The sequence below is a fragment of the Azospirillum oryzae genome, from assembly GCF_008364795.1.
Lineage (GTDB): Bacteria > Pseudomonadota > Alphaproteobacteria > Azospirillales > Azospirillaceae > Azospirillum > Azospirillum oryzae.
In genome coordinates, this window is the sequence record NZ_VTTM01000002.1 from 1,065,504 (window position 1) to 1,084,456 (window position 18,953).

The following is an 18,953-nucleotide window of genomic DNA, read 5'->3' on the forward strand; positions in this document are numbered from 1 at the left end:
AGGGCGACTTCGACGACGAAGATGGCGAATACGAGGACGGTGAGTACGAGGATGATGAGGATGCCCCGCGCGGGCAGCCCATCTCCGTCCTGCCGCCGCTGCCGACGATGCCGGAGCATCCGAGCTGCGGCTTCATCGCCCTGGTCGGCGCGCCCAATGCCGGCAAGTCGACGCTGCTGAACGCGATGATCGGCAGCAAGGTGTCGATCGTCAGCCCGAAGGTGCAGACCACCCGCACCCGCGTGCTGGGCATCACCATCCAGGGCGACGCCCAGATGATCTTCGTCGACACCCCCGGCATCTTCAAACCGAAGCGCCGGTTGGACCGCGCCATGGTGGCGGCGGCCTGGCAGGGGGCGGAGGACGCCGACGTGATCGGCGTGCTGTACGACGTGTCGCGCCGCTCGATCGACGAGGACACCCGCAGCATCGTCGCCCGGCTGAAGGAGCAGGGGCGCGAGGCGATCCTGATCCTGAACAAGATCGATCTGGTCAAGCGCGACGTCCTGCTGGGCATCGCCGACGCCTTCCAGCAGGAGGGCATCTTCTCCGACATCTTCATGGTGTCGGCCTTCACCGAGGACGGCGTCGCCGACCTGAAGCAGTTTCTGGCGAACCGGTTGCCGGAAGGGCCTTGGCATTTCCCGGAGGACCAGATCTCCGACATGCCGATGCGCCTGCTGGCGGCGGAGATCACCCGAGAGAAGCTGTTCCTGCAGCTTCACCAGGAACTTCCCTATTCCGCCACGGTCGAGACCGAGGTGTGGGAAGAGTTCGACGACGGATCGGTGAAGATCTCGCAGGTCATCTTCGTGCAGCGCGAAAGCCAGAAGGCCATCGTGCTGGGCAAGGGCGGCCAGCGGATCAAGGCGTTGGGTTCCGCCGCGCGATCCGAGTTGACGTCGATGCTGGAGCGCCGCGTCCACCTGATCCTGTTCGTGAAGGTGCGCGAGGGGTGGGTCGACGATCCGGAACGCTATTCGGCCTGGGGGCTGGATTTCGGGGCGTCCTGAACGACAAAGGCCCTCTCCCGCGGGAGAGGGCCTTTTTAATTCCGGGGCCGAAGCTTTATGTTGACGATCGGATTCACGCTTCAAAACGATTCCGATTTTACGCGATCCGATCTAAAGCCTCAGGCGGCCATAAGGCGCAGATGGCCGTCGAAGTCGTCCAGTGCGCGCATCAGATCCATCATCGCCTGATCCGCTTGGGCACGGGCGAAGGGCCAGGCGTCGTCATCGGCCATATGAGCGGCCTCGATGCGGGCGGTGGCGCGATTGTTCAGTCCGCGAAGGCGGTCGAGCGTGCGCTCCCACGTCTCCCGCCGGTCGCTGTCCGCGCGCTCCACCATCGATCGCAGGGTTTCCATGCGGTCGGTGGCGCGCAGCACAAGCTCACGGCTCAGCGTGTCGAAGGCTTGCCGGTTGCGGCGGCTCATGAGATGTCCTCCTTTGATCCTCAACCGATTTTGACCTCTCGGCCGGCTGGCAGGTTAGCCCCGCGCCGACACTGCGCAAACGCACCGGAAGCGCAGTCGTCACAGCCCCTTTGGGAGAAGCCGTAACGATTTTGCAATGCGATTTAGCAGTTGCGGGATATCCGTCCGAATCCAAATCCCGCCGGGTTGCCCAGGCCTGAAAAGGACAAGGCAAACCCGGTGGCCGAGGAAGTCTTCCTGGTTGGATTGCGTTTCCTCCTGGGCCGGTTTCATCCGGCCCGTTGGCGCTTTTATACGCCGCCTTTTTGACGACGTTCTTTTGTTTTGGTGACGCTTTTGTGCCGGATTGGCAAGGCAGGGTCAATCCGCCCAAAAATCATAGACAGCGCGCAATCTGTCGCAGCCTAAAGGCGAGGTTGTAACCCTGGAATCGGGCGGAAAGTCGGAAGTGGTAGAGCGTTCGTGTGCGTGCTCACTCGGCCGCGACGGCGTAGGCGGGAATGGCTTCGAGATTGGCCGGTTCCGGCATCGCCGTGCCGCAGCAGGGGGCGGTCGCGGGCGTCGCGGCGATGGCCGCCTGTTGGGCCATGGCGGCGCGATGCTCGCTGGCCATGCTGCGCATGGTGGGCACGCATTTGCCGCATTGGACCTGGCAATTGTGATGGCGGAACACCGAGGCAGGGGTCGTCGCGCCCTGGTCGAGCGCGGCCTTGACCTTCTTGTCGTTCAGCGCGTGGCAGATGCAGACGTACATTGGCCCTCGGCGACGGTCGGTGTGGCAAGAACTCCGAACCCAGCAATAGCTGAGACTGAGAATCGTTGTCAATGCCGCTATTGCGAACCAATCGCATATAAGAGCTTTCGCGACGCTTTGTCACAACCTCCTTCGCGTCAGTTCGAAAGGGGGGATCCCGCATCCTTGCGCTTGCATTCGGCGGCCGGCGGCGGTAGCCCGTGGGGCATGGACGACAGCACCCCCAAAAACGCCTCCCCCAACGCTCCGCAGCCCTCACCGGGCGCGGTGGTGACCCCGCTCGGCCAGACGATCTATCTGGCGGCGGACGGCTTCCTCGACGATCTGGTGGCGGAACTGGGGAAGGTCGCGTCGGTCGACGGCCGGCTGGTCTTCGTCGACGGACCGGCTCGGCCGGCCGCCTGGGCACAGAACATCTGGTACGACCCGGTGCGCATAGAATTCGCTTCGATCAAGGGCGGTGCCAAGGCATTGCGCGGGATCCAGCGCAATTGGGCATTGTGGTCGCAGCGGCATCATCGCCGCGCCGCCCTGATCCAGGAGAACCTGCCGCACGTGTCGGCCAAGCCGGTGGTCTTTCCGTCGCCCCTGCCGACGGCGCCGCTGGGCTCCTGGACGCTGACCGACGAGTCCACCATCATCGCCGCGGCACGCTGCTCCAGCCCCTTCCGCAACGGCGAGGTGACCTTCGTCGAGAACCGCACCGTTCCGCCCAACCGCGCCTATCTGAAGCTGTGGGAGGCGCTGACCCTGTTCGGGGAGCAGCCGGGGCCGGGCGACCGCTGCCTCGACCTCGGCGCCTGTCCGGGTGGCTGGACCTGGGTGCTGCATGAATTGGGGGCGTCGGTGGTCAGCGTCGACAAGGCGCCGCTCGACCCCGCCATCGCCGCCCTGCCGCGGGTGGAAATCCGCCAGGAAAGCGCCTTCGGGCTGAAGCCGGCGGCGGTCGGCCCGGTGGATTGGCTGTGCTGCGACGTGATCTGCTACCCGACGCGGCTGTTGCGGCTGGTGAAGGAGTGGATGGACAGCGGGCTGGCCAAGCGCTTCATCTGCACGCTGAAGTTCCAGGCGGAGACCGACCATGAGACCGCCCGCGCCTTCGCGGCGATCCCCGGTGGCCGGGTGATCCACCTGCACCACAACAAGCATGAACTGACCTGGATGTGGCCGGCGCAGTGAGCGCCGTCCCTTTGCCCACGTCCCTCAGGCCAGCGCCCGCCCTTCGGCATAGCCGAAGCTGACATAGTGCTGCCGGGCGCCGGACAGGCTGCCGCCGACGGCGGCATTGACGTCCGGGTTGGCGGCTAGATAGGCGGCGGCATTGAATCTGCCGAGCGACCGTCCCTCGAAGCGGCCGAACTGGATGTAATGCAGTTCCACGGCCTCGCGGTTGTTGCCATAGGCGGCGATCAGGTCGGGGTTGCTGGCTTCGTAGGACAGCGTGTCGAACAGGCTGGCGTTGCGGCCCTCGCGATAGCCGTTCGTGATGAAATGACGGGTCGCCGCGGTGGCATCGGTTCCGAAGGCCGAGATCAGATCGCCATAGCCGGCCAGATAGTTATAAGGGTCGAATCCGCTCAGGCTGCGGCCTTCGTAAACCCCGGAGTTGGCGAGATGCTGCGCCGCCGCCGCCGTGTCGGTGCCGAACGCGGTGATCAGGTCGCCATTCGACGCGATGTAGCGCAAGGTGTCGAAGCTGCCGGACACGGTGGCCGACAGGGCGCTGCTGCTGTCGGAAAAGCGCAGATATTCGATGTTGGTCAGGACGTCGGTGCCGTTAGGGCCGTTGACGATGGTGCGGCTGCCGTCCAGCTGTTGGACGCTGTATTGTGCGCGGCTGCCGCTGAACACCACCGTATCGGTGCCGGCGCCGCCATCCAGCATATTGCCCAGGCTGTTGACGGTGAAGCTGTCGTTGCCGCTGCCGCCGATCGCCTGCTGCATCTTCGTGCCGTAGGCCAGCGCCAGGAAGGTGGTGGATCCGGCGCTGCTGAACTGTCCGTCGCGCAGGTCCAGCGACAGCGATGCCGTCTGGGCGCTGCCGTTCAGACTGTTGTGGCCGTTGGGATCCCACAGGGTGGTGAAGCTGCCGGTGTTCAGCGAATAGCTGGTGTCGCCGGGGGCGGCCGACATGTTGGCGCCGTAGAGATACTGGATCGCCGCGATGTCGTAGAGGCTGGGGCCGGTCAGATAGGTGCCTGACGGCAGGGCGTCGCTGTCGTTGTAGGACATGATGCTGTAGGCATAATTGTCCTGTGCGGACGACAGGTACGGACCCTCCGTCCCCCCGTCGGAGCCGGCATTGTAGTTGCCTGGATGCTTCAGGCCCAGCGCATGGCCGATCTCGTGGATGATCGTCATGTAGCCGTAGCTGCCCGTCGTCGGGTTGGTGTTCGTGGAGCTGTCGTTGGCCAGGAAGACCTGACCGCCCTGGGAGGCGGTGGAGGGGTAATAGGCGTAGGCCGCCGACTGGCCGTATTGGCGGTTGGTGCCGAAGGCCACATCCGCGGTGGTGGGATTGGCGACCTCGGTGAAGGTGATGTTGGCGACCGCGCTCCATGCCGCCAGCGCCTGCCGGACGGCAGCCTGCTGGGCGCTGTTCATCGCCGCAAAACCGGCGGAATCGGATGAGGAGACTTGCCGCGCGCTGGTCAGGAAACCATAGGTCACGGTCACGGCGGCGCCGACGGAACTGCCGTTCAGCACGGTGCCGTTGTTGCCCCAATGTGGCGTCCCGCTGGGGAGCAGGGCGGAAATGCTGGAGGTCAGCGCTGACTGGCTCATGGACGCTCGGTTCCCGCGGCGGTCGGTTGGGATGTCCAGAGGGATTCCGGACTACCGCTTATACGAAATACGAGCACGGTTCCCAGCGCAACAGGTCAGGCACGGCGCAGTGCCAGTTCGATGGATGGACGTAGCATCGAGGCGGCGGCATGGCCGATTTCCACCGCCTCCGCCGCGCGGTCGAACTCCAGGATGCCGATATGGGCCAGCCGCGGCGCGATCAGCACATCCGGCGGCTCGCCCGCCAGGCGCGAGCGGGTGATGCGGTCCTGCATGATGTCGATGGAGCCGGCCATCACCTCCAGGGCGTTCGGCATCGGCTTGTGGGCCTGGGCATCATCGATCTGATCGGCCAGGAAACGGGTCCGCCGGGTGGGCTTGCGGCCGAGCCAGTTGGAGATCTGGCTGGTCAGGTGCGAAAAGGCGGGCGAGCCGGCATCGCCGCCGGCGACCACCGGTTCCGGCACCTTGGCCGCCACCGCTCTGACTCCATCCGATTTGCCGCGGCCGTTCGGCCGGCCCAGCGGCGACAGCTCGCTGTTCAGGTTGACCGCCACCACCACGTCGGCACCAAGGGCCCGGCACAGCGAGACCGGCACCGGATTGACCAGCGCGCCGTCGACCAGCAGGTGATGGTCGCGCCGCACCGCCGGGAACAGGCCGGGCATCGCGGCCGACGCCAGCACCGCCGACATCAGCGGCCCGTCGCGCAGCCACATCTCGCGCCCGGTCGACAGGTCGGTGGCGACGGTGGCGAAGGGTAGGGGCAGATCCTCGATCAGCACATTGCTTCGTTCGTTGTCGAAGCGGCCGAACGCCTTCTCGGCGGCGACCAGACCGCCGCGGCGGAAGGTGAGGTCGATGATGCCCAGCATGCCCAGCCAGCCCATCTTCTGCGCCCAGGACTGCAACTCGTCCATCTGGTCGGTCAGATAGGCGGCCCCGACCGCGGCCCCGATGGAGGTGCCGCAGATGATGTCGGGCTTGATCCCGATTTCCTCCAGCGCGCGCAGGACGCCGATATGCGCCCAACCGCGCGCGGCGCCGCTGCCCAGCGCAAGCCCGATCTTCAAGTCGGTTCCCTTCGCCATCCGCTTCCCCCGTCAGCGCCCCCGCCAGCTTAGCGGCCGGCGGCTTGATCTAGAGCTTATCATCTAGGCATCGCCGCCCGGTATCGGAAGCTGCCGGAAGTGGCACGCCGCCGGAGCGCCGGCGATCGCCGCAGTTGAAATGGCGAATGGAGAAAATTTATCCGATCTTTGACTTGGATCATCGGCTTCAGGGCGGCGACTGTGGCATTTCTGTGCCAGTACGAAGGTATGATCGCCGTTCCGGCTGATTTTAACCATGCGTCAACTGGACCCGATGCATTTTCGTTGCGTTGCAGTGTAGTTCCCGAACGCGGAAGGCTTGCCATGGCCGACGAACTGAAAAGCTTTAGAAAGGACTGGAAACGCTGGTCGACCGCGGAGCGGCTGATTGCCGTCACCTTGCTGGTCCTGGCTGCGCTTCTTGGTGCGCCGGCCGCCGCCGGGCTGTTCTGAGTCACGACCCGACACCATTTGGTCGCGCGCGCCACAGTGTTGCGCGCCGGCAACTTCAGTGCCGCCATGGACGCCGGGGCGCGGTCCTCTTTACGGGCTATTAACCGTCACGACTCTAGGCTTGGTTGGCTCGGACAGTTCCTGGGACGGTTGGGCGCCACGATCGGACGGAGCGTCGAACCTCCGCCGCAATGGCACTCGACGGGCGCTCGCTGGAGGGCGCGGACCGGGGTGGTTCCGGCATATTCCGCCAAGGCCTTGCCCCTCTCGCTGGACACGCCCGATGACCTTCTCCGCCCAATCCGCCGTGACGGAACAGAAGCTCCTGAGACAGCGCCTCGACGCCGCCTTTGCGGAAGCAGCAACGCCGCTGTCGCGCGACGAGGTGACGGATATCGTCCGCAACATCCTGGGCAGCATGGACGGCGACATTTCCGCGACCGACCTGCGCCTTTACAAAGAGGTCGTTGACCTCGCCAAGTTCATCGAGACGGCCAAGCAGGAAATCGCGGCGCTGCAGCCGGCCGAAATCCGCGACGAACATATCCGCACCGCCACGGACGAACTGGACGCGGTGATCGGCGCGACCGAGAAGGCGACCTTCGCCATCTTCGACGCCTGCGACGCCATCGGCGCCATCGCCGGCCAGACGGACGCGGACAGCTCGGCGAAGCTGAACGACCAGATCACCAAGATCTACGAGGCCTGCAACTTCCAGGACATTACCGGCCAGCGCATCAGCAAGGTGGTGCGGACGCTGAAGCACATCGAATCGAAGGTCGACATGATCGTCGCCGCCTTCGGCAGCGAAGTGCGGCAGAACCACGCCCCGCGGCTGGCCAAGCTGGCGGCGGAGGAGGCGGAGGCCGCCGTCCATTACGAACCGATGAGTGCGGACGAGGCGGAACAGCAGCTTCTGCATGGACCGCAGCTGCCGGGCAATGCGATGGACCAGGACGAGATCGACCGTCTGCTGGCCAGCTTCGACTGACGCCATGCTGCCCGGCGCACCCATCAGCAGGCCCACCGGCGGCCACACGGCCCAAGGTGCAGGGCCGGGGACGGGGAATGCCGGGCTGCCGCCGCTGCGGGTGGCGCGTGCGGGTGTCGGCGTGGGCGGACATGCCAACCCGAACAACGGCAGCATCCTGCTTCTGCTGTCGCTGTTCCTGCTGCTTCTGGTCTTCTTCATCGTGCTGAACGCCAATTCGGTGCAGACGGTGCAGAAGGTGAAGGCGGTCGCCGCTTCGCTGGAGCGGACCTTTCCCAGCTTCGTCATCGACCCGCGCCTGCGCGACGGTGCCGAACCGGTGGCATCGCGCGCCGGCACGGTGTTCGCCGTGCAGCGGTTGGAGGATGTCGGCACCCTCTTCGCCACCGCGGTGGCGGTCGCCAAGGTGGAGGTGGTCGCCCCCGGCCAATTGCTGGAGGTCCGGCTGCCGGCCGACGACCTGTTCCTTCCCGGCACCATGACCCTGCGGCCGGACCGCCAGGGCCTGATCGACCGCATCGCCGACGCCCTGCGCCAGTCGCGCCAGGGCGAGCGGGTGGAACTGGACGCGCTGCTCGGCATCGGGCCGACGGGAACGCCCAGCCAGCCGCCGGGCCCGGTCGCCCGTGCCGGGGTTCTGGCCCGCGCGCTGGTCGAGGACGGGGCGCCGGCCGGCAATGTCACCATCGGGATCGAACGCGGGGAGCCGGGCGGCGTGCGGCTGCTGTTCTCCCTGCGCTGGGACGAGGACGGGGCGGCGGCGAAGGCGGCCCCCAAGCCGGCATCGAAGGCGGGGAAGACGGAGGTGCGGAAATGATCCGCATTCCGGGCGTCGTCAACAAAGCCGAGGCGGCGGCGGAAGATCGCAGCGGCCAGCGCAAGACGCTGTGGCTGATCAGCTTCACCGACCTGATCTCCCTGATGCTCGCCTTCTTCGTCCTGATGTATTCGATGAGCGAGCCGGAGGCGGAGCGCTGGACCCGTCTGGCGAAAGGCGTGGCGGAGGCGATTCCCGCCGCGCGGTCGACCGCCAGCAGTCCGTCGGACCGGCCCGCCGATCCCGGCGCCGCCTTCAACGCCAAGGCGGTGGAGGCCAGGGCTGCCATCGACCTGCATTATCTGGCGGCCCTGCTGGGAAGCCAGCTGCGGTCGAATACGGAACTGGCGGTGATCGACGTTCGGCGCGAAGATGACCGTGTCGTCATCCGTCTGCCGGGCGAGCGAATGTTCGATCCCACCGGTGCCGCCTTCACCGAGGAGGGTCGGCGGGTGCTGTTCCTGCTGGGCGCCGTCATCGGCCGGATCGGCAACCGGATCGAATTGGTCGGCCATGCGGAGCACGAGGATGCGACGGGCGGCGTGGCCTGGGAACGGGCGCTGACGCGGGCCGTCGCCGTTTCCGCCGCGCTGCGCGAGACCGGCTATCGCCGCGATCTGGTGGCACGCGCGGTGATGTTGCCGGTCGATGGGGCAGGGGGTGCCGGCAACGGGCGCCTGCCGGTCGACATCGTGGTGCGAGAGGAAGGAGCGGATTGAGGTGACCGACCGGACGGCCCAAGAGTGGAAGCGCTGGCTGCGCGGCTGTGCCGCCGCGGTGGCGCTGCTTGCCATGCCGGTCCTGCTGTCTCCCCAGGCCGCGGACGCCGCCACGGTGCCGGTGCGCGGCGGAACCCACAAGGATTTCGGCCGGCTGGTCTTCGACTGGCCGGGCAAGGTCGATTACACCGCGTCGGTCGAGGGCGATCGGCTGGTCGTCACCTTCACGGACAGCATCGACGCACCGCTCGACCGTCTGGTGCGGGCGCTGCCCGGCTATCTGGCCGCCGGACGGGTCGAGGCGGATGGCAAGACGGTCTCGTTCGACCTGAAGCGCCCGGTCTCGCTGAAAAGCTTCCGCAACGGCAACGCCATCGCCATCGACCTGTCGCCGGCCGCGCCGCAGACGGCCGCCAAGGCGGAGGACGCGAAGCCCGAACCCGCGAAAGCCGAGGCTGCGAAGCCGGCGCCCACCGCCGGACGGCTGCGCGTGCGCGGGGCTGACCAGCCGGACCAGAGCCGCCTGACCTTCGAGTGGCCGTCGCCGGTCGGCTACACGGTCACGCGCGACGGCGCTGCGGTCACGGTCGCTTTCGACAAGGGCGGCACCGCCGACCTGTCGGCGGTCTCCAAGGCGGCACTGCGCAACATCCGGAATGTGGAAGCATACCGACGGGCCGACGGCGCGCTGGCGGTTACGCTGGCCGTGCCGCAGGACGCCGAGGTGACCGACAGCGCATCCGGCAAAGCGGTGGTGCTGTCCGTCGGCAATCCCGGCTCGCGCGCCGGCCTGCCCAAAAGCGACGGCGCTCAGCCTGCCGCCGGTTCCCAGGGGACCGCAGCGGGGCAAGGCAGCAGCCAGGGAAGCAGCCAGCCGGCGCCGGCCAAGGAAACAGCCAGGGAAGGCGGCAGGGACACGCCCACGATGGCTTCGGCCACCTCCGGCCGCTCCGCCATCGCGGCGAATGCCGCGGCGCCACACTCGGCGGCCAATGCCGCGGCGCCCAACACTCCGCCGGCGGAGGCGAAGGCCGCGCCCGCGGCGCCTGCCGATGCCAAGGCCCAGCCGGTGGCGGGTCCGAAGGGGCCGGTGCTGACCTTCGACACCGGCGGACCGGCCTCCATCGCCGTCTATCCGCGGGCGGGCCAGCTTTACGTCGTGTTCGACCGGCCGATGCCGATCGGCGCCGGGAAGCTCAGCGGACCGGGGGCTGAACTGATGGGCGCGGTGGAGCCGGTGCCGGCGACCGGCGGCAGTGTGTTCCGCACCAAGATCGGCCCGATGGTGTGGCCGACGGTTGAACGGCAGGGCACCACTTGGCGCATCCTGTCCTCCGCCCGCCCGGCCAACATGGGCAGCACCGGCGATCTCCGGGTGGAGCCCGATCCCGATTTCCTTCTGGGCGCCCGACTGCTGGTGCGCGCGCCTGACGCGGCGAATATCGTGCAGTTCGCCGATCCCGACGTCGGCGACCGCATCCAGGTGGTTCCGCTGCCCAGCCCGGGGCAGGGCGTGCCCGAACCACACCGTTACCCCGACCTGGAAGTGATGCCGTCCTATCAGGGCGTGGTGGTGCGGCCGATCTCCGACAATGTGACGGTGCGCGCGATCAAGGAGGGGGTGGAACTGACCACCGCCGGCGGCCTGCACCTGTCGCCGGCGGCCGACGCCGGCAACCCGGCGGTCGCGCCGCCGCCGCCGGCGCCGCCCCCCGGTCCGGCATCCGCGCCCCAGCCGGTCCCGTCGCAGATGGCTGCGGCGCCGCTTCCGGTCACCCCTCCGCCCGGCGGCGCCTCGTCCGCCATGGAACCGCCGAAGGCGCAGCCCGCCCAGATGCAGGGCCGCCGCCTGTTCAACCTGCCGGCCTGGAAGCATGGCGACCTCGACCATTTCACCGAGGCGCGGCAGGACCTGCAGCTGGCCGTCGTCAATGCGCCGGAATCGGAGCGGCCGAAGGCGCAGCTCGACCTCGCGCGGTTCTATTTCGCCAATGGTTTCGGGCAGGAGACGCTCGGCATGCTGGACGTGCTGCAGCAGAACCAACCCGACCTGGAAGGCTGGCCGGAGTTCCGCGCGCTGCGCGGCGCCGCCCGCGTGCTGACCGGCGACCTCGACGGGGCGGAGGCCGACCTGTCGATCCCGTCGCTGGCCGGCAATCCGGAAGCCAATCTGTGGAGGGCCGCCATCGCCGCCGACCGCCGCGACTGGCCCAAGGCGATGGCCGGCTTCAAGGCGTCCGGCCCGATCCTGAACAGCTACCCCGAACCCATGATCGGGAAGCTCGGCCTGCGGGCGGCGGAAGCGGCGCTGGAGACGCGCGACACCGGCACCGCCAAGCGGCTGTTCGACCGGGTGATCGAGCACAGCGGCCCGGATCAGGAGGAAAACCCGCAGACGCAATATCTGCGCGGTCTGCTCTTTGCCCAGACCGGCGAGATCGATCAGGCGCGGGAACAGCTGACCGCCGCCTACAACAGCTATGACCGGCTCTATCGCGCCAAGGCCGGGCTGGCGCTGACCAATCTGGAGCTGTCGGAAGGCAAGATGTCGCCGACCGCCGCGGCGGAGCAGCTGGCCGGCCTGACCTTCACCTGGCGCGGCGACGATCTGGAGATGCAGATCCGCTCGCGCATGGGCGAGGTGCTGATTGCCGGCGGCGAATATGCCAAGGGTTTCAACACGATGAAGGAAACGGCGGCCCTGGTCGCCGACACACCCAGGGCCGAGGCGATCACCAAGGAGATGTCGCGCATCTTCGCCGACCTGTTCAAGGACGGGGCGCAGCGACTGCCGACGCTGGACGCGCTGCAGCTCTACGACCAGTTCCGCGAGCTGACCCCGGTGGGCGAGGCCGGCGACGAGATCATCCGGCAGCTGGCGGAACGGCTGATCTCCATCGATCTGCTGAACCGTGCGGCCGACCTGCTGCAGCATCAGGTGGAATACCGTCTGTCCGGTCTGGACAAGGCGCGGGTCGGCACCCGGCTGGCCTCCGTCCGGCTGCTCGACAACAAGCCGGAAGAGGCGCTGAAGGCGCTGGAACTGTCCAACGTCGCCGGACTGCCGGCCGATCTGACGGCCGAACGGCGGCTGATGCAGGCCAAGGCGCTGGCCGAGCTGAACCGCGGCGACGAGGCGATGCAGCTTCTGGCCCAGGACGACAGCACCAACGCCAACCTGCTGCGCGTCGACATCGCGTGGAAGGGGCAGAAATGGGATGCGGCGGCGCTGGCCCTGAACAAGGTGATCGGCCCGCCCCCCGCAACCGGCAAGCCGCTGGATCCCAACATGTCGCAGTTGGTGCTGAACCGGGCGGTGGCGCTGGCGCTGGCCGGCGACGGCAACGGGCTGAACCTGCTGAAGAAGGATTTCGAAGGGTCGATGAAGGGCGGGCCGAATGAGGACGCCTTCCGCATCCTGACCCGCCCTGAACAGGCGATGGGCCTGATCGACGTCGGCACCATCCGCTCCCGCGTTGCGGAAGTGGATATGTTCAAGAAGTTTTTGAAGGAATATCGCGGTGGTAAGCAGGCCGGCGATAAGCCGACCTCATAAGGCGGCGGGACGCCTTGCGGGGGAATGCTGCGCCCCGCCGCCCGCTCCGCGCCGTTGGCCGGGGGCCGTTACTTCGGCAGCAGAACCTTGTCGATGACATGGACGACGCCGTTGGACTGTTCGACATCGGCGATGGTCACGCGCGCCATATTGCCGGAGGCGTCGGCGACCATCACGGCGTCGCCGGACTGGGTGAAGGTCAGCGGCATGCCTTCCACCGTCTTCAGCATGGCCTTGCCGTTGCCCTTCTTGATGTCCGCCACGATGTCCCTGGCGTCCAGCTTGCCGGGAACGACGTGGTAGGTCAGCACCTTGGTCAGCTGCGCCTTGTTCTCCGGCTTCAGCAGGGTGTCGACGGTGCCGGCGGGCAGGGCGGCGAAGGCCTCGTTGGTGGGTGCGAAGACGGTGAAGGGACCCTTGCCGTTCAGCGTGTCGACCAGTCCGGCGGCCTTCACGGCGGCGACGAGGGTGGTGTGGTCCTTGGACTGGGACGCATTCTCCACGATGGTCTTGCTGGGGTACATCGGCGCGCCGCCGACCATCTTTTCCATGGCCGCGTTGGCGCAACCGGCAAAAAGAAGGGTGGCGATCGCCACGGTGGCAACCTTCTTCATAGCATTCCCTCTTATCGGTGAAGGTCCGCTTCCCGCGGACACATCACCGTTACGGGGGAGGCTTCCAGTCAGATCACAGCAGTTTCTGTGCGTGATGCTGATTTTTGTTTGCGTGAAAGAGGTAATTCTTTCGTGGTGAGGACGCCGCCTCCCGCCGGCTAGAGCTGCACCTGCGTTCCCAGCTCGACCACGCGGTTGGGCGGCAGCTTGAAGAAGTCGGTGGCGCTGACCGAAGTGCGGGACATCACCACGAACAGCTTCTCCCGCCACAGCGCCATCTGGGAGTTCATCTGCGGGATCAGCGTCTCCCGGCCCAGGAAGAAGGAGGTCGCCATCACGTCGAACTCCAGCCCGAAGGCCTTGCACAGCCTCAGCGCCTTGGGGATGTTCGGCTCCTGCGAGAAGCCGTAGCGCACTGTGATGCGGTAGAAGCCGTCGGCCAGCCCCTCCACCACCACGCGGTCCTTGGCGGGGACCCGCGGCACATCCTCCACCACCACGGTGACGAAGACGACGCGTTCGTGCAGGACCTGATTGTGCTTCAGGTTGTGCAGCAGGGCGATCGGCACGGTGTTGGAACTGGAGGTCATGAAGACCGCCGTGCCCTTCACCCGCTGGATATCGCCCTTCTTCGCCTGCCGCTGGATGAAGGCGTCCAGCGGCAGCGATTCCTCGGCCAGCCGCTTGGTCAGCACGGCCCGGCCGCGGCGCCATGTGGACATCAGCCCCAGCGTGACGCAGGCGATCACCAGCGGCACCCAGCCGCCATGGGGAATCTTCACCGCGTTGGCGGCGAAGAAGGAAACCTCCACCGTCAGGAAGGTCGCGCCGACGGCGAAGCAGAGCGGCAGGCTCCAGTTCCAGCGCCGCCGCGCCACCACCAGGAACAGGGTGGTGGTGATGATCATGTCGCCGGTCACCGCGATGCCATAGGCGGCGGCGAGACGGCTGGATGATTGGAAGACCAGCACCAGCCCCAGCACCGCGGCAAGCAGGCCCCAGTTGGCGCGGGGAATGTAGATCTGCCCCTCCTCCTCGTTGGAGGTGTGGCGGATGTCGAGGCGCGGGCAGAGGCCCAGCTGCACCGCCTGCCGGGTCAGCGAGAAGACGCCGGAGATCACCGCCTGACTGGCGATGACGGTGGCGGCGGTGGACAGGCCGATCAGCGGATAGAGCCCCCAATCCGGCGCCAGCAGATAGAAGGGGCTGCGCACCGCCGTCGGGTCGTTCAGCAGAAGCGCGCACTGGCCCAGATAGTTCAGCAGCAGGCCCGGCAGCACCACGGCCAGCCAAGCCACCTGGATCGGGCGGCGGCCGAAATGGCCCATGTCGGCATAGAGTGCCTCGCCGCCGGTCACGGCCAGCACCACGGCGCCCAGCACCAGGAAACCGGCGACGCCATGCTCGGCGAAGAAGGCGATGGCATAGTACGGGTTGAAGGCGACCAGCACGCTCGGCTGCCGGATCACCTCCAGCAGCCCGAGGATGCCGAGCGTGGAGAACCACGCCAGCATGATCGGGCCGAACAACGCGCCGACGCGCGAGGTGCCGTGGCTCTGGATGGCGAACAGGGCGATCAGGATGGCGACGGTCAGCGGCACCACCGCCGACTCCAGCGCCGGCTCCGCCACGCCCAGTCCCTCGACCGCGGACAGCACGGACATCGCCGGGGTGATCATGCCGTCGCCGTAGAACAGCGCCGCGCCGAACAGGCCGAGCGCCGTCAGGACCGTCAGCTTGCCCGACGCATCCGGCCGCGTCTTGGACGCCAGCGCCAGAAGCGAGAGGATGCCGCCCTCGCCCTTGTTGTCGGCCCGCATGACGAAGCCCACATATTTGACGGTGACGACCACCACCAGTGCCCAGAACACCAGCGACATGATGCCCAGAACGTTGTCATGGGTCAGGGCGAGCCCATGCTCGCCGGCGAAGCATTCTCGCAGCGTGTAGAGCGGGCTGGTGCCGATGTCGCCATACACGACCCCGAGGGCACCCAGGGTCAACGTCGCGAGCTTGCCGGAGTCGGGCGGCGCGGCCTTCAAAGCGGTATCAGTCATGCAGTGATTGCGGTCCGAAGTTGGTCCGTCGTTCGATGGCGCCCGATGCGGCGGCGATGGTCCGGTCCGTCGCTCCTTCGGCGGCGGCGAACGGGCGGAACCATCCGGCGGAACCGGCTTACCGGCCAATCATCCCACCGACGCACATCGCCTTTCCTCATACGCGCTTACGGCGCGCAACGCCAGCACGGGCTTGCGCCGCGAAGGCCAAGCCCGGGGGCTGCGACGAAGTGCGCAGGGCTTTTCCCGCTATGCGCGCAATTTCTAAAGAGTGCCGAAGCTGCGCGCCAGCGATCCGGCGATCAGATACCACCCGTCGACCAGCACGAAGAAGATGATCTTGAACGGGATGGCGACCATGGTCGGCGGCAGCATCATCATGCCCATCGACATCAGGATCGACGATACCACCATGTCGATGATGAGGAAGGGCAGGAACAGCAGGAAGCCGATCTCGAACCCGCGCTTGATCTCCGAGATCATGAAGGCCGGGACCAGGACGTGCAGCGGCATGTCGTTCGGCTCCTGCACGTTCGGCAGGCGGGCCATGTCCATGAACAGGCGCAGGTCCTTCTCGCTGGTGTGATGCAGCATGAAATCGCGCAAGGGCGCCACCGTGCGGCGGAACGCCTCCATCTCGTCGATTTCCTGGTTCATCAGCGGCTGGATGCCCTGGGTGTAGCTGCGCTCGAACACCGGGGCCATGACGAAGAAGGTCAGGAACAGCGCCAGCGACATCATCACCGTGGTCGGCGGCACCTGCTGCACGCCCAGCGCATTGCGCAGGAAGGAGAGCACGATGACGATGCGGGTGAAGGCCGTCATCATGATGAGGATCGACGGCGCCAGCGACAGCACCGTGATCAGGCCGATGGTCTGGACGATGCGGCCGGTGGCGGTGCCGCCGGCGTCGCCCAGGTCGAAGGTCAGGCTCTGCGCCAGCGCCGGCCCGGCGCTCAATCCCAGCGCCACGCCGAAGACGAGCGCCAGAGCCAGTCCGGCAAAAACCGGCTTCCAGACCGGCTTCCACCAGGAACTCAGGCGCCTCAGGATGGCCGCCGTCATCGCGGCTGGCTCCCGGCCGGCGTGGAAGCCGCGGGCGTGTCGGCCGTCCCGGCGAGCGCCGTGTCGAACCCCCCGGCCGGGGCGCTGTCGACCAGCAGGTCCCCGTTGGCGCTCAGCAGGATCAGATGCTCGCGGTCGTCGCGGCGGACCAGGATCAGGCGCCGCTTGGCGTCGACCGGCAGAGCCTCAACCACGCTCAACCGGCGTTGGCGGGCGCGTCCGCGCACGGTGCCGCCGGCCATGCCGACCCGGCGCATCACCCAGGCAACGACCATGATGAGCGCCACCACGAAGACGAGCGCCATCAGGAAACGGATATACTGGTCGAGATCCATGGAAACGGCAGGCTTTCTCTGTCAGGGCGTATCGTCGGAACGGCCCGGAGCGGACGGCCCCCCGGAGCGGCCGTAGGCGGCGGCCGCGCGCTGGCGGGCGGTGTGCGGATCGTCGCGGCCGGCCAGCGCGGCGGCGATGGTCTCCTCCCGCCGGGCCTGCTGGTCGGTCAGCGCGGCGGCCAGCGGCGCCAGCGCCGCGACCAGATCGCCGAGCGGGCCGAGCAGGGTCCGCGCCTCCCCCTGCGGCAAGGCTTCGGCGGCGAGGCAAAGATGGGCGACGCGCTCTTCCAGCCCGACAAGGTCGATCAATACGCCGGCCTCGGCCTGCGTGCGCGCATCGTCGAGCGTTGCACCCAGCGCCGCCGCCTGTTCCGCGATCCGGCCAGCCGACTCGGTGCTTTCGGGCGAGGGGGAAGCGGTTGGCGGCCGGATCACGGCTTGTCCTCCTCCATGATGTCCTCGGAGCGCGATTCCGACGGCATCGTGCCGTTGGCGCGATAGACATAAGCGAGAATTTCCGCCACGGCGGCGATGGCTTCGACGGGGATGTCGCTGTCGACCTCGATCGCAGACAGAATCTCGACCAGGTCGGCGTCTTCGCGCACCTTCACGCCGTTGGCGAAGGCGACCTCCAGGATCTGCTCCGCCACCGTGCCCTTGCCGGTGGCGACGATCCGCGGCAGCGTCTCCGTCCCCAGATGGTATTTCAGCGCAACCGCGACCGGCCGCCGGGCAAGGGGACCCCGGGCAGGGGACTGCGTCTTGCCGGCTGGCGGCGAGGCGGGTGGGCGGGCTTGCGCGGACAACAGGGCGGCCTTGTCGAGGGGGGCGTCGAGGGGGTCCTTCCTGGGCCGCATCCTGGACCGGTAGGCTTAACGAACTGTAAAGGCGGCAGGGCCGGCCAATTCGCGTCGGTGGAGATTCATCCTTCGTTAACGCAAACGCGTGACCATCGGAGACTGTGGCGATGCCCGTCCTGGGCGGCGTTCAGCGGAATTGGCAGCGGTATTCCAGCGGCATTGGGGCGGGATCAGGGCCATGGACCTCGGAAATCTCGGCATCTTCAAACTTATGTCGCGCAAGATGGACTGGTTGACCCAGCGTCAGGAAGTCATCTCGCAGAACATCGCCAACGCCGACACGCCGGAGTACAAGGGCCGCGACCTGAAGCCCTTCACCTTCCGCGACGCGCTCGGCGACAGCCGGCGGCTGACCCCGGTGGCGACCAATGCGTCCCATCTGGCCGGCACCCGCGGACCGGGCGGCATGGCGCAGGAACAGAAGGTGCGAGACCCGTACGAGACGGCGCCGGACGGCAACAACGTCGTCCTGGAAGACCAGATGATGCGGATGAGCCAGAATTCGATGGATTACCAGACCATCACCAACCTGTACAAAAAGCAGGTGGCGATGATCAAGTCGGCGATCCGGTCGGGCAGCTGAGTGCCTTTGGCAGGGTGCCGGCGGGTATTTGAGGAGGCGGTGCGATGGATCTCTACAAGTCGATGGCGGTTTCCGCCTCGGGCATGAAGGCGCAGGGCACGCGCCTGAAGGTCATTTCGGAGAATCTGGCGAACGCCAACACCACCGCGGAAACGCCGGGCGATCTGCCCTATCGCCGCAAGACGGTCATCTTCAAGAACGAGCTGGACCGCGCGATGGACGTCGACAAGGTCCGCGTCGCCAAGGTCGATGTGGACAAGAGCGATTTCCAGCGCCGCTACGATCCTTCCCATCCGTCGGCCGACGCCGACGGCTATGTGCTGATGCCCAACGTCAACTCGGTGGTCGAAGCGATGGACATGCGCGAGGCCCAGCGCAGCTACGAAGCCAACCTGTCGGCCATCGACACGGCGCGCCAGATGCTGACCCGCACCATCGACATCCTGCGTGCCTGACCTCGTCCCGCCCAATCGCTCCTGAACCTCCCGACCGACCGGAACCGCTGCCATGATCAATCCGCTGAACGCCGCCGCGGCCTACGCCACCACCGCCGCCAAGACGACCGGCCCCGGCATGGCCGCGCGCGATGGCCTCTCCTTCGGTGACGTGCTGGAGCAGGCGGCAAAGGAAAGCATCGGCACCATGAAGAAGAGCGAGGACATGTCGGCCCTGGCCGCCGTCGGCAAGGCCGATCTGAACGACGTCGTCCAGGCCGTGACCAACGCCGAGGTGACGCTGCAGACCGTCACCGCCGTGCGCGACAAGGTGCTGAACGCCTATCAGGAAATCCTGCGCATGCCGATGTGACGGCGTCCGTTTCGCACCCACCGCCGTCC

20 protein-coding genes are annotated in these 18,953 nt (G+C 67.2%); 10 read left to right on the plus strand and 10 right to left on the minus strand.

The annotated features are described in order from the left end of the window. The first annotated feature begins 107 nt into the window (after nucleotides 1-107). Nucleotides 108-1,013: a GTPase Era gene (era, locus tag FZ938_RS11035; protein WP_149198633.1), complete on the plus strand. Its 906-nt coding sequence runs from the start codon at nucleotides 108-110 to the stop codon at nucleotides 1,011-1,013. A 119-nt stretch (nucleotides 1,014-1,132) separates the two neighbouring features. Here the strand turns inward: era and FZ938_RS11040 are convergent, their stop codons facing one another. Together FZ938_RS11040 and FZ938_RS11045 are read right to left on the minus strand one after the other, a co-directional pair. Then, nucleotides 1,133-1,438, minus strand: coding sequence for a hypothetical protein (locus FZ938_RS11040; protein WP_149198510.1), 306 nt, complete (start codon nucleotides 1,436-1,438; stop codon nucleotides 1,133-1,135). Nucleotides 1,439-1,910: 472 nt separating this feature from the next. Further along, entirely contained in the window at nucleotides 1,911-2,192 is a 282-nt protein-coding gene (locus tag FZ938_RS11045; protein ID WP_149198511.1) for a (2Fe-2S)-binding protein, read from the minus strand. A gap of 207 nt (nucleotides 2,193-2,399) precedes the next feature. Here FZ938_RS11045 and FZ938_RS11050 point away from each other — a divergent pair, with 207 nt between their 5' ends. Next, complete coding sequence (locus FZ938_RS11050) at nucleotides 2,400-3,371, plus strand: SAM-dependent methyltransferase (protein ID WP_211101045.1); 972 nt, start codon at nucleotides 2,400-2,402, stop codon at nucleotides 3,369-3,371. A 24-nt stretch (nucleotides 3,372-3,395) separates the two neighbouring features. Here the strand turns inward: FZ938_RS11050 and FZ938_RS11055 are convergent, their stop codons facing one another. Together FZ938_RS11055 and FZ938_RS31365 are read right to left on the minus strand one after the other, a co-directional pair. Further along, nucleotides 3,396-4,976 (minus strand): matrixin family metalloprotease, encoded by a 1,581-nt coding sequence (locus FZ938_RS11055; protein ID WP_149198512.1) that lies wholly within the window; start codon nucleotides 4,974-4,976, stop codon nucleotides 3,396-3,398. A 95-nt stretch (nucleotides 4,977-5,071) separates the two neighbouring features. Further along, nucleotides 5,072-6,067, minus strand: a complete 996-nt coding sequence (locus FZ938_RS31365) for a patatin-like phospholipase family protein (protein WP_149198513.1) — start codon at nucleotides 6,065-6,067, stop codon at nucleotides 5,072-5,074. Between the two features lie 324 nt (nucleotides 6,068-6,391). On the opposite strand from FZ938_RS31365, the gene FZ938_RS31370 reads away from it, so the two are divergent. The 5 genes from FZ938_RS31370 to FZ938_RS11080 all read left to right on the plus strand — a co-directional run bounded on the left by FZ938_RS31370 (nucleotide 6,392) and on the right by FZ938_RS11080 (nucleotide 12,603). Next, nucleotides 6,392-6,520 carry a hypothetical protein gene (locus FZ938_RS31370; protein WP_256379245.1) on the plus strand — a complete coding sequence of 43 codons (129 nt, stop codon included), beginning with the start codon at nucleotides 6,392-6,394 and terminating at the stop codon, nucleotides 6,518-6,520. A gap of 283 nt (nucleotides 6,521-6,803) precedes the next feature. After that, nucleotides 6,804-7,511, plus strand: a complete 708-nt coding sequence (locus FZ938_RS11065; protein WP_149198514.1) for a protein phosphatase CheZ — start codon at nucleotides 6,804-6,806, stop codon at nucleotides 7,509-7,511. A 121-nt stretch (nucleotides 7,512-7,632) separates the two neighbouring features. Next, nucleotides 7,633-8,328 (plus strand): hypothetical protein, encoded by a 696-nt coding sequence (locus FZ938_RS11070; RefSeq protein WP_246799004.1) that lies wholly within the window; start codon nucleotides 7,633-7,635, stop codon nucleotides 8,326-8,328. Beyond that, nucleotides 8,325-9,047, plus strand: a complete 723-nt coding sequence (locus tag FZ938_RS11075) for an OmpA/MotB family protein (RefSeq protein WP_149198516.1) — start codon at nucleotides 8,325-8,327, stop codon at nucleotides 9,045-9,047. Before FZ938_RS11070 ends, FZ938_RS11075 begins: the two co-directional genes overlap by 4 nt. Nucleotide 9,048: 1 nt before the next feature. Continuing rightward, the gene (locus tag FZ938_RS11080; RefSeq protein WP_149198517.1) at nucleotides 9,049-12,603 is read left to right on the plus strand and encodes a tetratricopeptide repeat protein; all 3,555 of its coding nucleotides are present in this window, start codon (nucleotides 9,049-9,051) and stop codon (nucleotides 12,601-12,603) included. Nucleotides 12,604-12,671: 68 nt separating this feature from the next. Here the strand turns inward: FZ938_RS11080 and FZ938_RS11085 are convergent, their stop codons facing one another. The 6 genes from FZ938_RS11085 to FZ938_RS11110 form a co-directional block, all read right to left on the minus strand. After that, the gene (locus FZ938_RS11085) at nucleotides 12,672-13,217 is read right to left on the minus strand and encodes a fasciclin domain-containing protein (RefSeq protein ID WP_149198518.1); all 546 of its coding nucleotides are present in this window, start codon (nucleotides 13,215-13,217) and stop codon (nucleotides 12,672-12,674) included. A 158-nt stretch (nucleotides 13,218-13,375) separates the two neighbouring features. Next, on the minus strand, nucleotides 13,376-15,274 hold the full coding sequence (locus FZ938_RS11090; RefSeq protein ID WP_149198519.1) for a potassium transporter Kup: 1,899 nt from the start codon (nucleotides 15,272-15,274) through the stop codon (nucleotides 13,376-13,378). 264 nt (nucleotides 15,275-15,538) lie between these two features. Further along, the gene (gene fliP, locus FZ938_RS11095) at nucleotides 15,539-16,339 is read right to left on the minus strand and encodes a flagellar type III secretion system pore protein FliP (protein ID WP_149198520.1); all 801 of its coding nucleotides are present in this window, start codon (nucleotides 16,337-16,339) and stop codon (nucleotides 15,539-15,541) included. Next, a complete protein-coding gene (locus FZ938_RS11100; protein WP_149198521.1) occupies nucleotides 16,336-16,674 on the minus strand; it encodes a FliO/MopB family protein in 339 nt (112 codons plus the stop codon). The genes fliP and FZ938_RS11100 overlap by 4 nt, the downstream gene beginning before the upstream one ends. A gap of 21 nt (nucleotides 16,675-16,695) precedes the next feature. After that, nucleotides 16,696-17,109 (minus strand): hypothetical protein, encoded by a 414-nt coding sequence (locus FZ938_RS11105; RefSeq protein ID WP_149198522.1) that lies wholly within the window; start codon nucleotides 17,107-17,109, stop codon nucleotides 16,696-16,698. Then, nucleotides 17,106-17,480, minus strand: coding sequence for an EscU/YscU/HrcU family type III secretion system export apparatus switch protein (locus tag FZ938_RS11110; RefSeq protein ID WP_149198523.1), 375 nt, complete (start codon nucleotides 17,478-17,480; stop codon nucleotides 17,106-17,108). Before FZ938_RS11110 ends, FZ938_RS11105 begins: the two co-directional genes overlap by 4 nt. Before the next feature lie 232 nt (nucleotides 17,481-17,712). Here FZ938_RS11110 and flgB point away from each other — a divergent pair, with 232 nt between their 5' ends. From flgB to fliE, 3 genes are read left to right on the plus strand one after another with little or no spacing between them, the layout of a single operon-like run. Then, nucleotides 17,713-18,117 (plus strand): flagellar basal body rod protein FlgB, encoded by a 405-nt coding sequence (gene flgB / locus FZ938_RS11115; RefSeq protein ID WP_109150050.1) that lies wholly within the window; start codon nucleotides 17,713-17,715, stop codon nucleotides 18,115-18,117. Nucleotides 18,118-18,161: 44 nt separating this feature from the next. After that, nucleotides 18,162-18,572 carry a flagellar basal body rod protein FlgC gene (gene flgC / locus FZ938_RS11120; RefSeq protein WP_109073147.1) on the plus strand — a complete coding sequence of 137 codons (411 nt, stop codon included), beginning with the start codon at nucleotides 18,162-18,164 and terminating at the stop codon, nucleotides 18,570-18,572. Nucleotides 18,573-18,624: 52 nt separating this feature from the next. Beyond that, on the plus strand, nucleotides 18,625-18,924 hold the full coding sequence (gene fliE, locus FZ938_RS11125; RefSeq protein ID WP_149198524.1) for a flagellar hook-basal body complex protein FliE: 300 nt from the start codon (nucleotides 18,625-18,627) through the stop codon (nucleotides 18,922-18,924). The last annotated feature ends 29 nt before the right edge of the window (nucleotides 18,925-18,953 follow it).

Coding starts and splice junctions, on each gene's coding strand:
- era (WP_149198633.1), top strand. CDS start 108: ATGCCGGAGCATCCGAGCTGCGGCTTCATCGCCCTGGTCGGCGCGCCC.
- FZ938_RS11040 (WP_149198510.1), bottom strand. CDS start 1,438: ATGAGCCGCCGCAACCGGCAAGCCTTCGACACGCTGAGCCGTGAGCTT.
- FZ938_RS11045 (WP_149198511.1), bottom strand. CDS start 2,192: ATGTACGTCTGCATCTGCCACGCGCTGAACGACAAGAAGGTCAAGGCC.
- FZ938_RS11050 (WP_211101045.1), top strand. CDS start 2,400: ATGGACGACAGCACCCCCAAAAACGCCTCCCCCAACGCTCCGCAGCCC.
- FZ938_RS11055 (WP_149198512.1), bottom strand. CDS start 4,976: ATGAGCCAGTCAGCGCTGACCTCCAGCATTTCCGCCCTGCTCCCCAGC.
- FZ938_RS31365 (WP_149198513.1), bottom strand. CDS start 6,067: ATGGCGAAGGGAACCGACTTGAAGATCGGGCTTGCGCTGGGCAGCGGC.
- FZ938_RS31370 (WP_256379245.1), top strand. CDS start 6,392: ATGGCCGACGAACTGAAAAGCTTTAGAAAGGACTGGAAACGCTGGTCG.
- FZ938_RS11065 (WP_149198514.1), top strand. CDS start 6,804: ATGACCTTCTCCGCCCAATCCGCCGTGACGGAACAGAAGCTCCTGAGA.
- FZ938_RS11075 (WP_149198516.1), top strand. CDS start 8,325: ATGATCCGCATTCCGGGCGTCGTCAACAAAGCCGAGGCGGCGGCGGAA.
- FZ938_RS11085 (WP_149198518.1), bottom strand. CDS start 13,217: ATGAAGAAGGTTGCCACCGTGGCGATCGCCACCCTTCTTTTTGCCGGT.
- FZ938_RS11090 (WP_149198519.1), bottom strand. CDS start 15,274: ATGACTGATACCGCTTTGAAGGCCGCGCCGCCCGACTCCGGCAAGCTC.
- fliP (WP_149198520.1), bottom strand. CDS start 16,339: ATGACGGCGGCCATCCTGAGGCGCCTGAGTTCCTGGTGGAAGCCGGTC.
- FZ938_RS11100 (WP_149198521.1), bottom strand. CDS start 16,674: ATGGATCTCGACCAGTATATCCGTTTCCTGATGGCGCTCGTCTTCGTG.
- flgB (WP_109150050.1), top strand. CDS start 17,713: ATGGACCTCGGAAATCTCGGCATCTTCAAACTTATGTCGCGCAAGATG.
- flgC (WP_109073147.1), top strand. CDS start 18,162: ATGGATCTCTACAAGTCGATGGCGGTTTCCGCCTCGGGCATGAAGGCG.
- fliE (WP_149198524.1), top strand. CDS start 18,625: ATGATCAATCCGCTGAACGCCGCCGCGGCCTACGCCACCACCGCCGCC.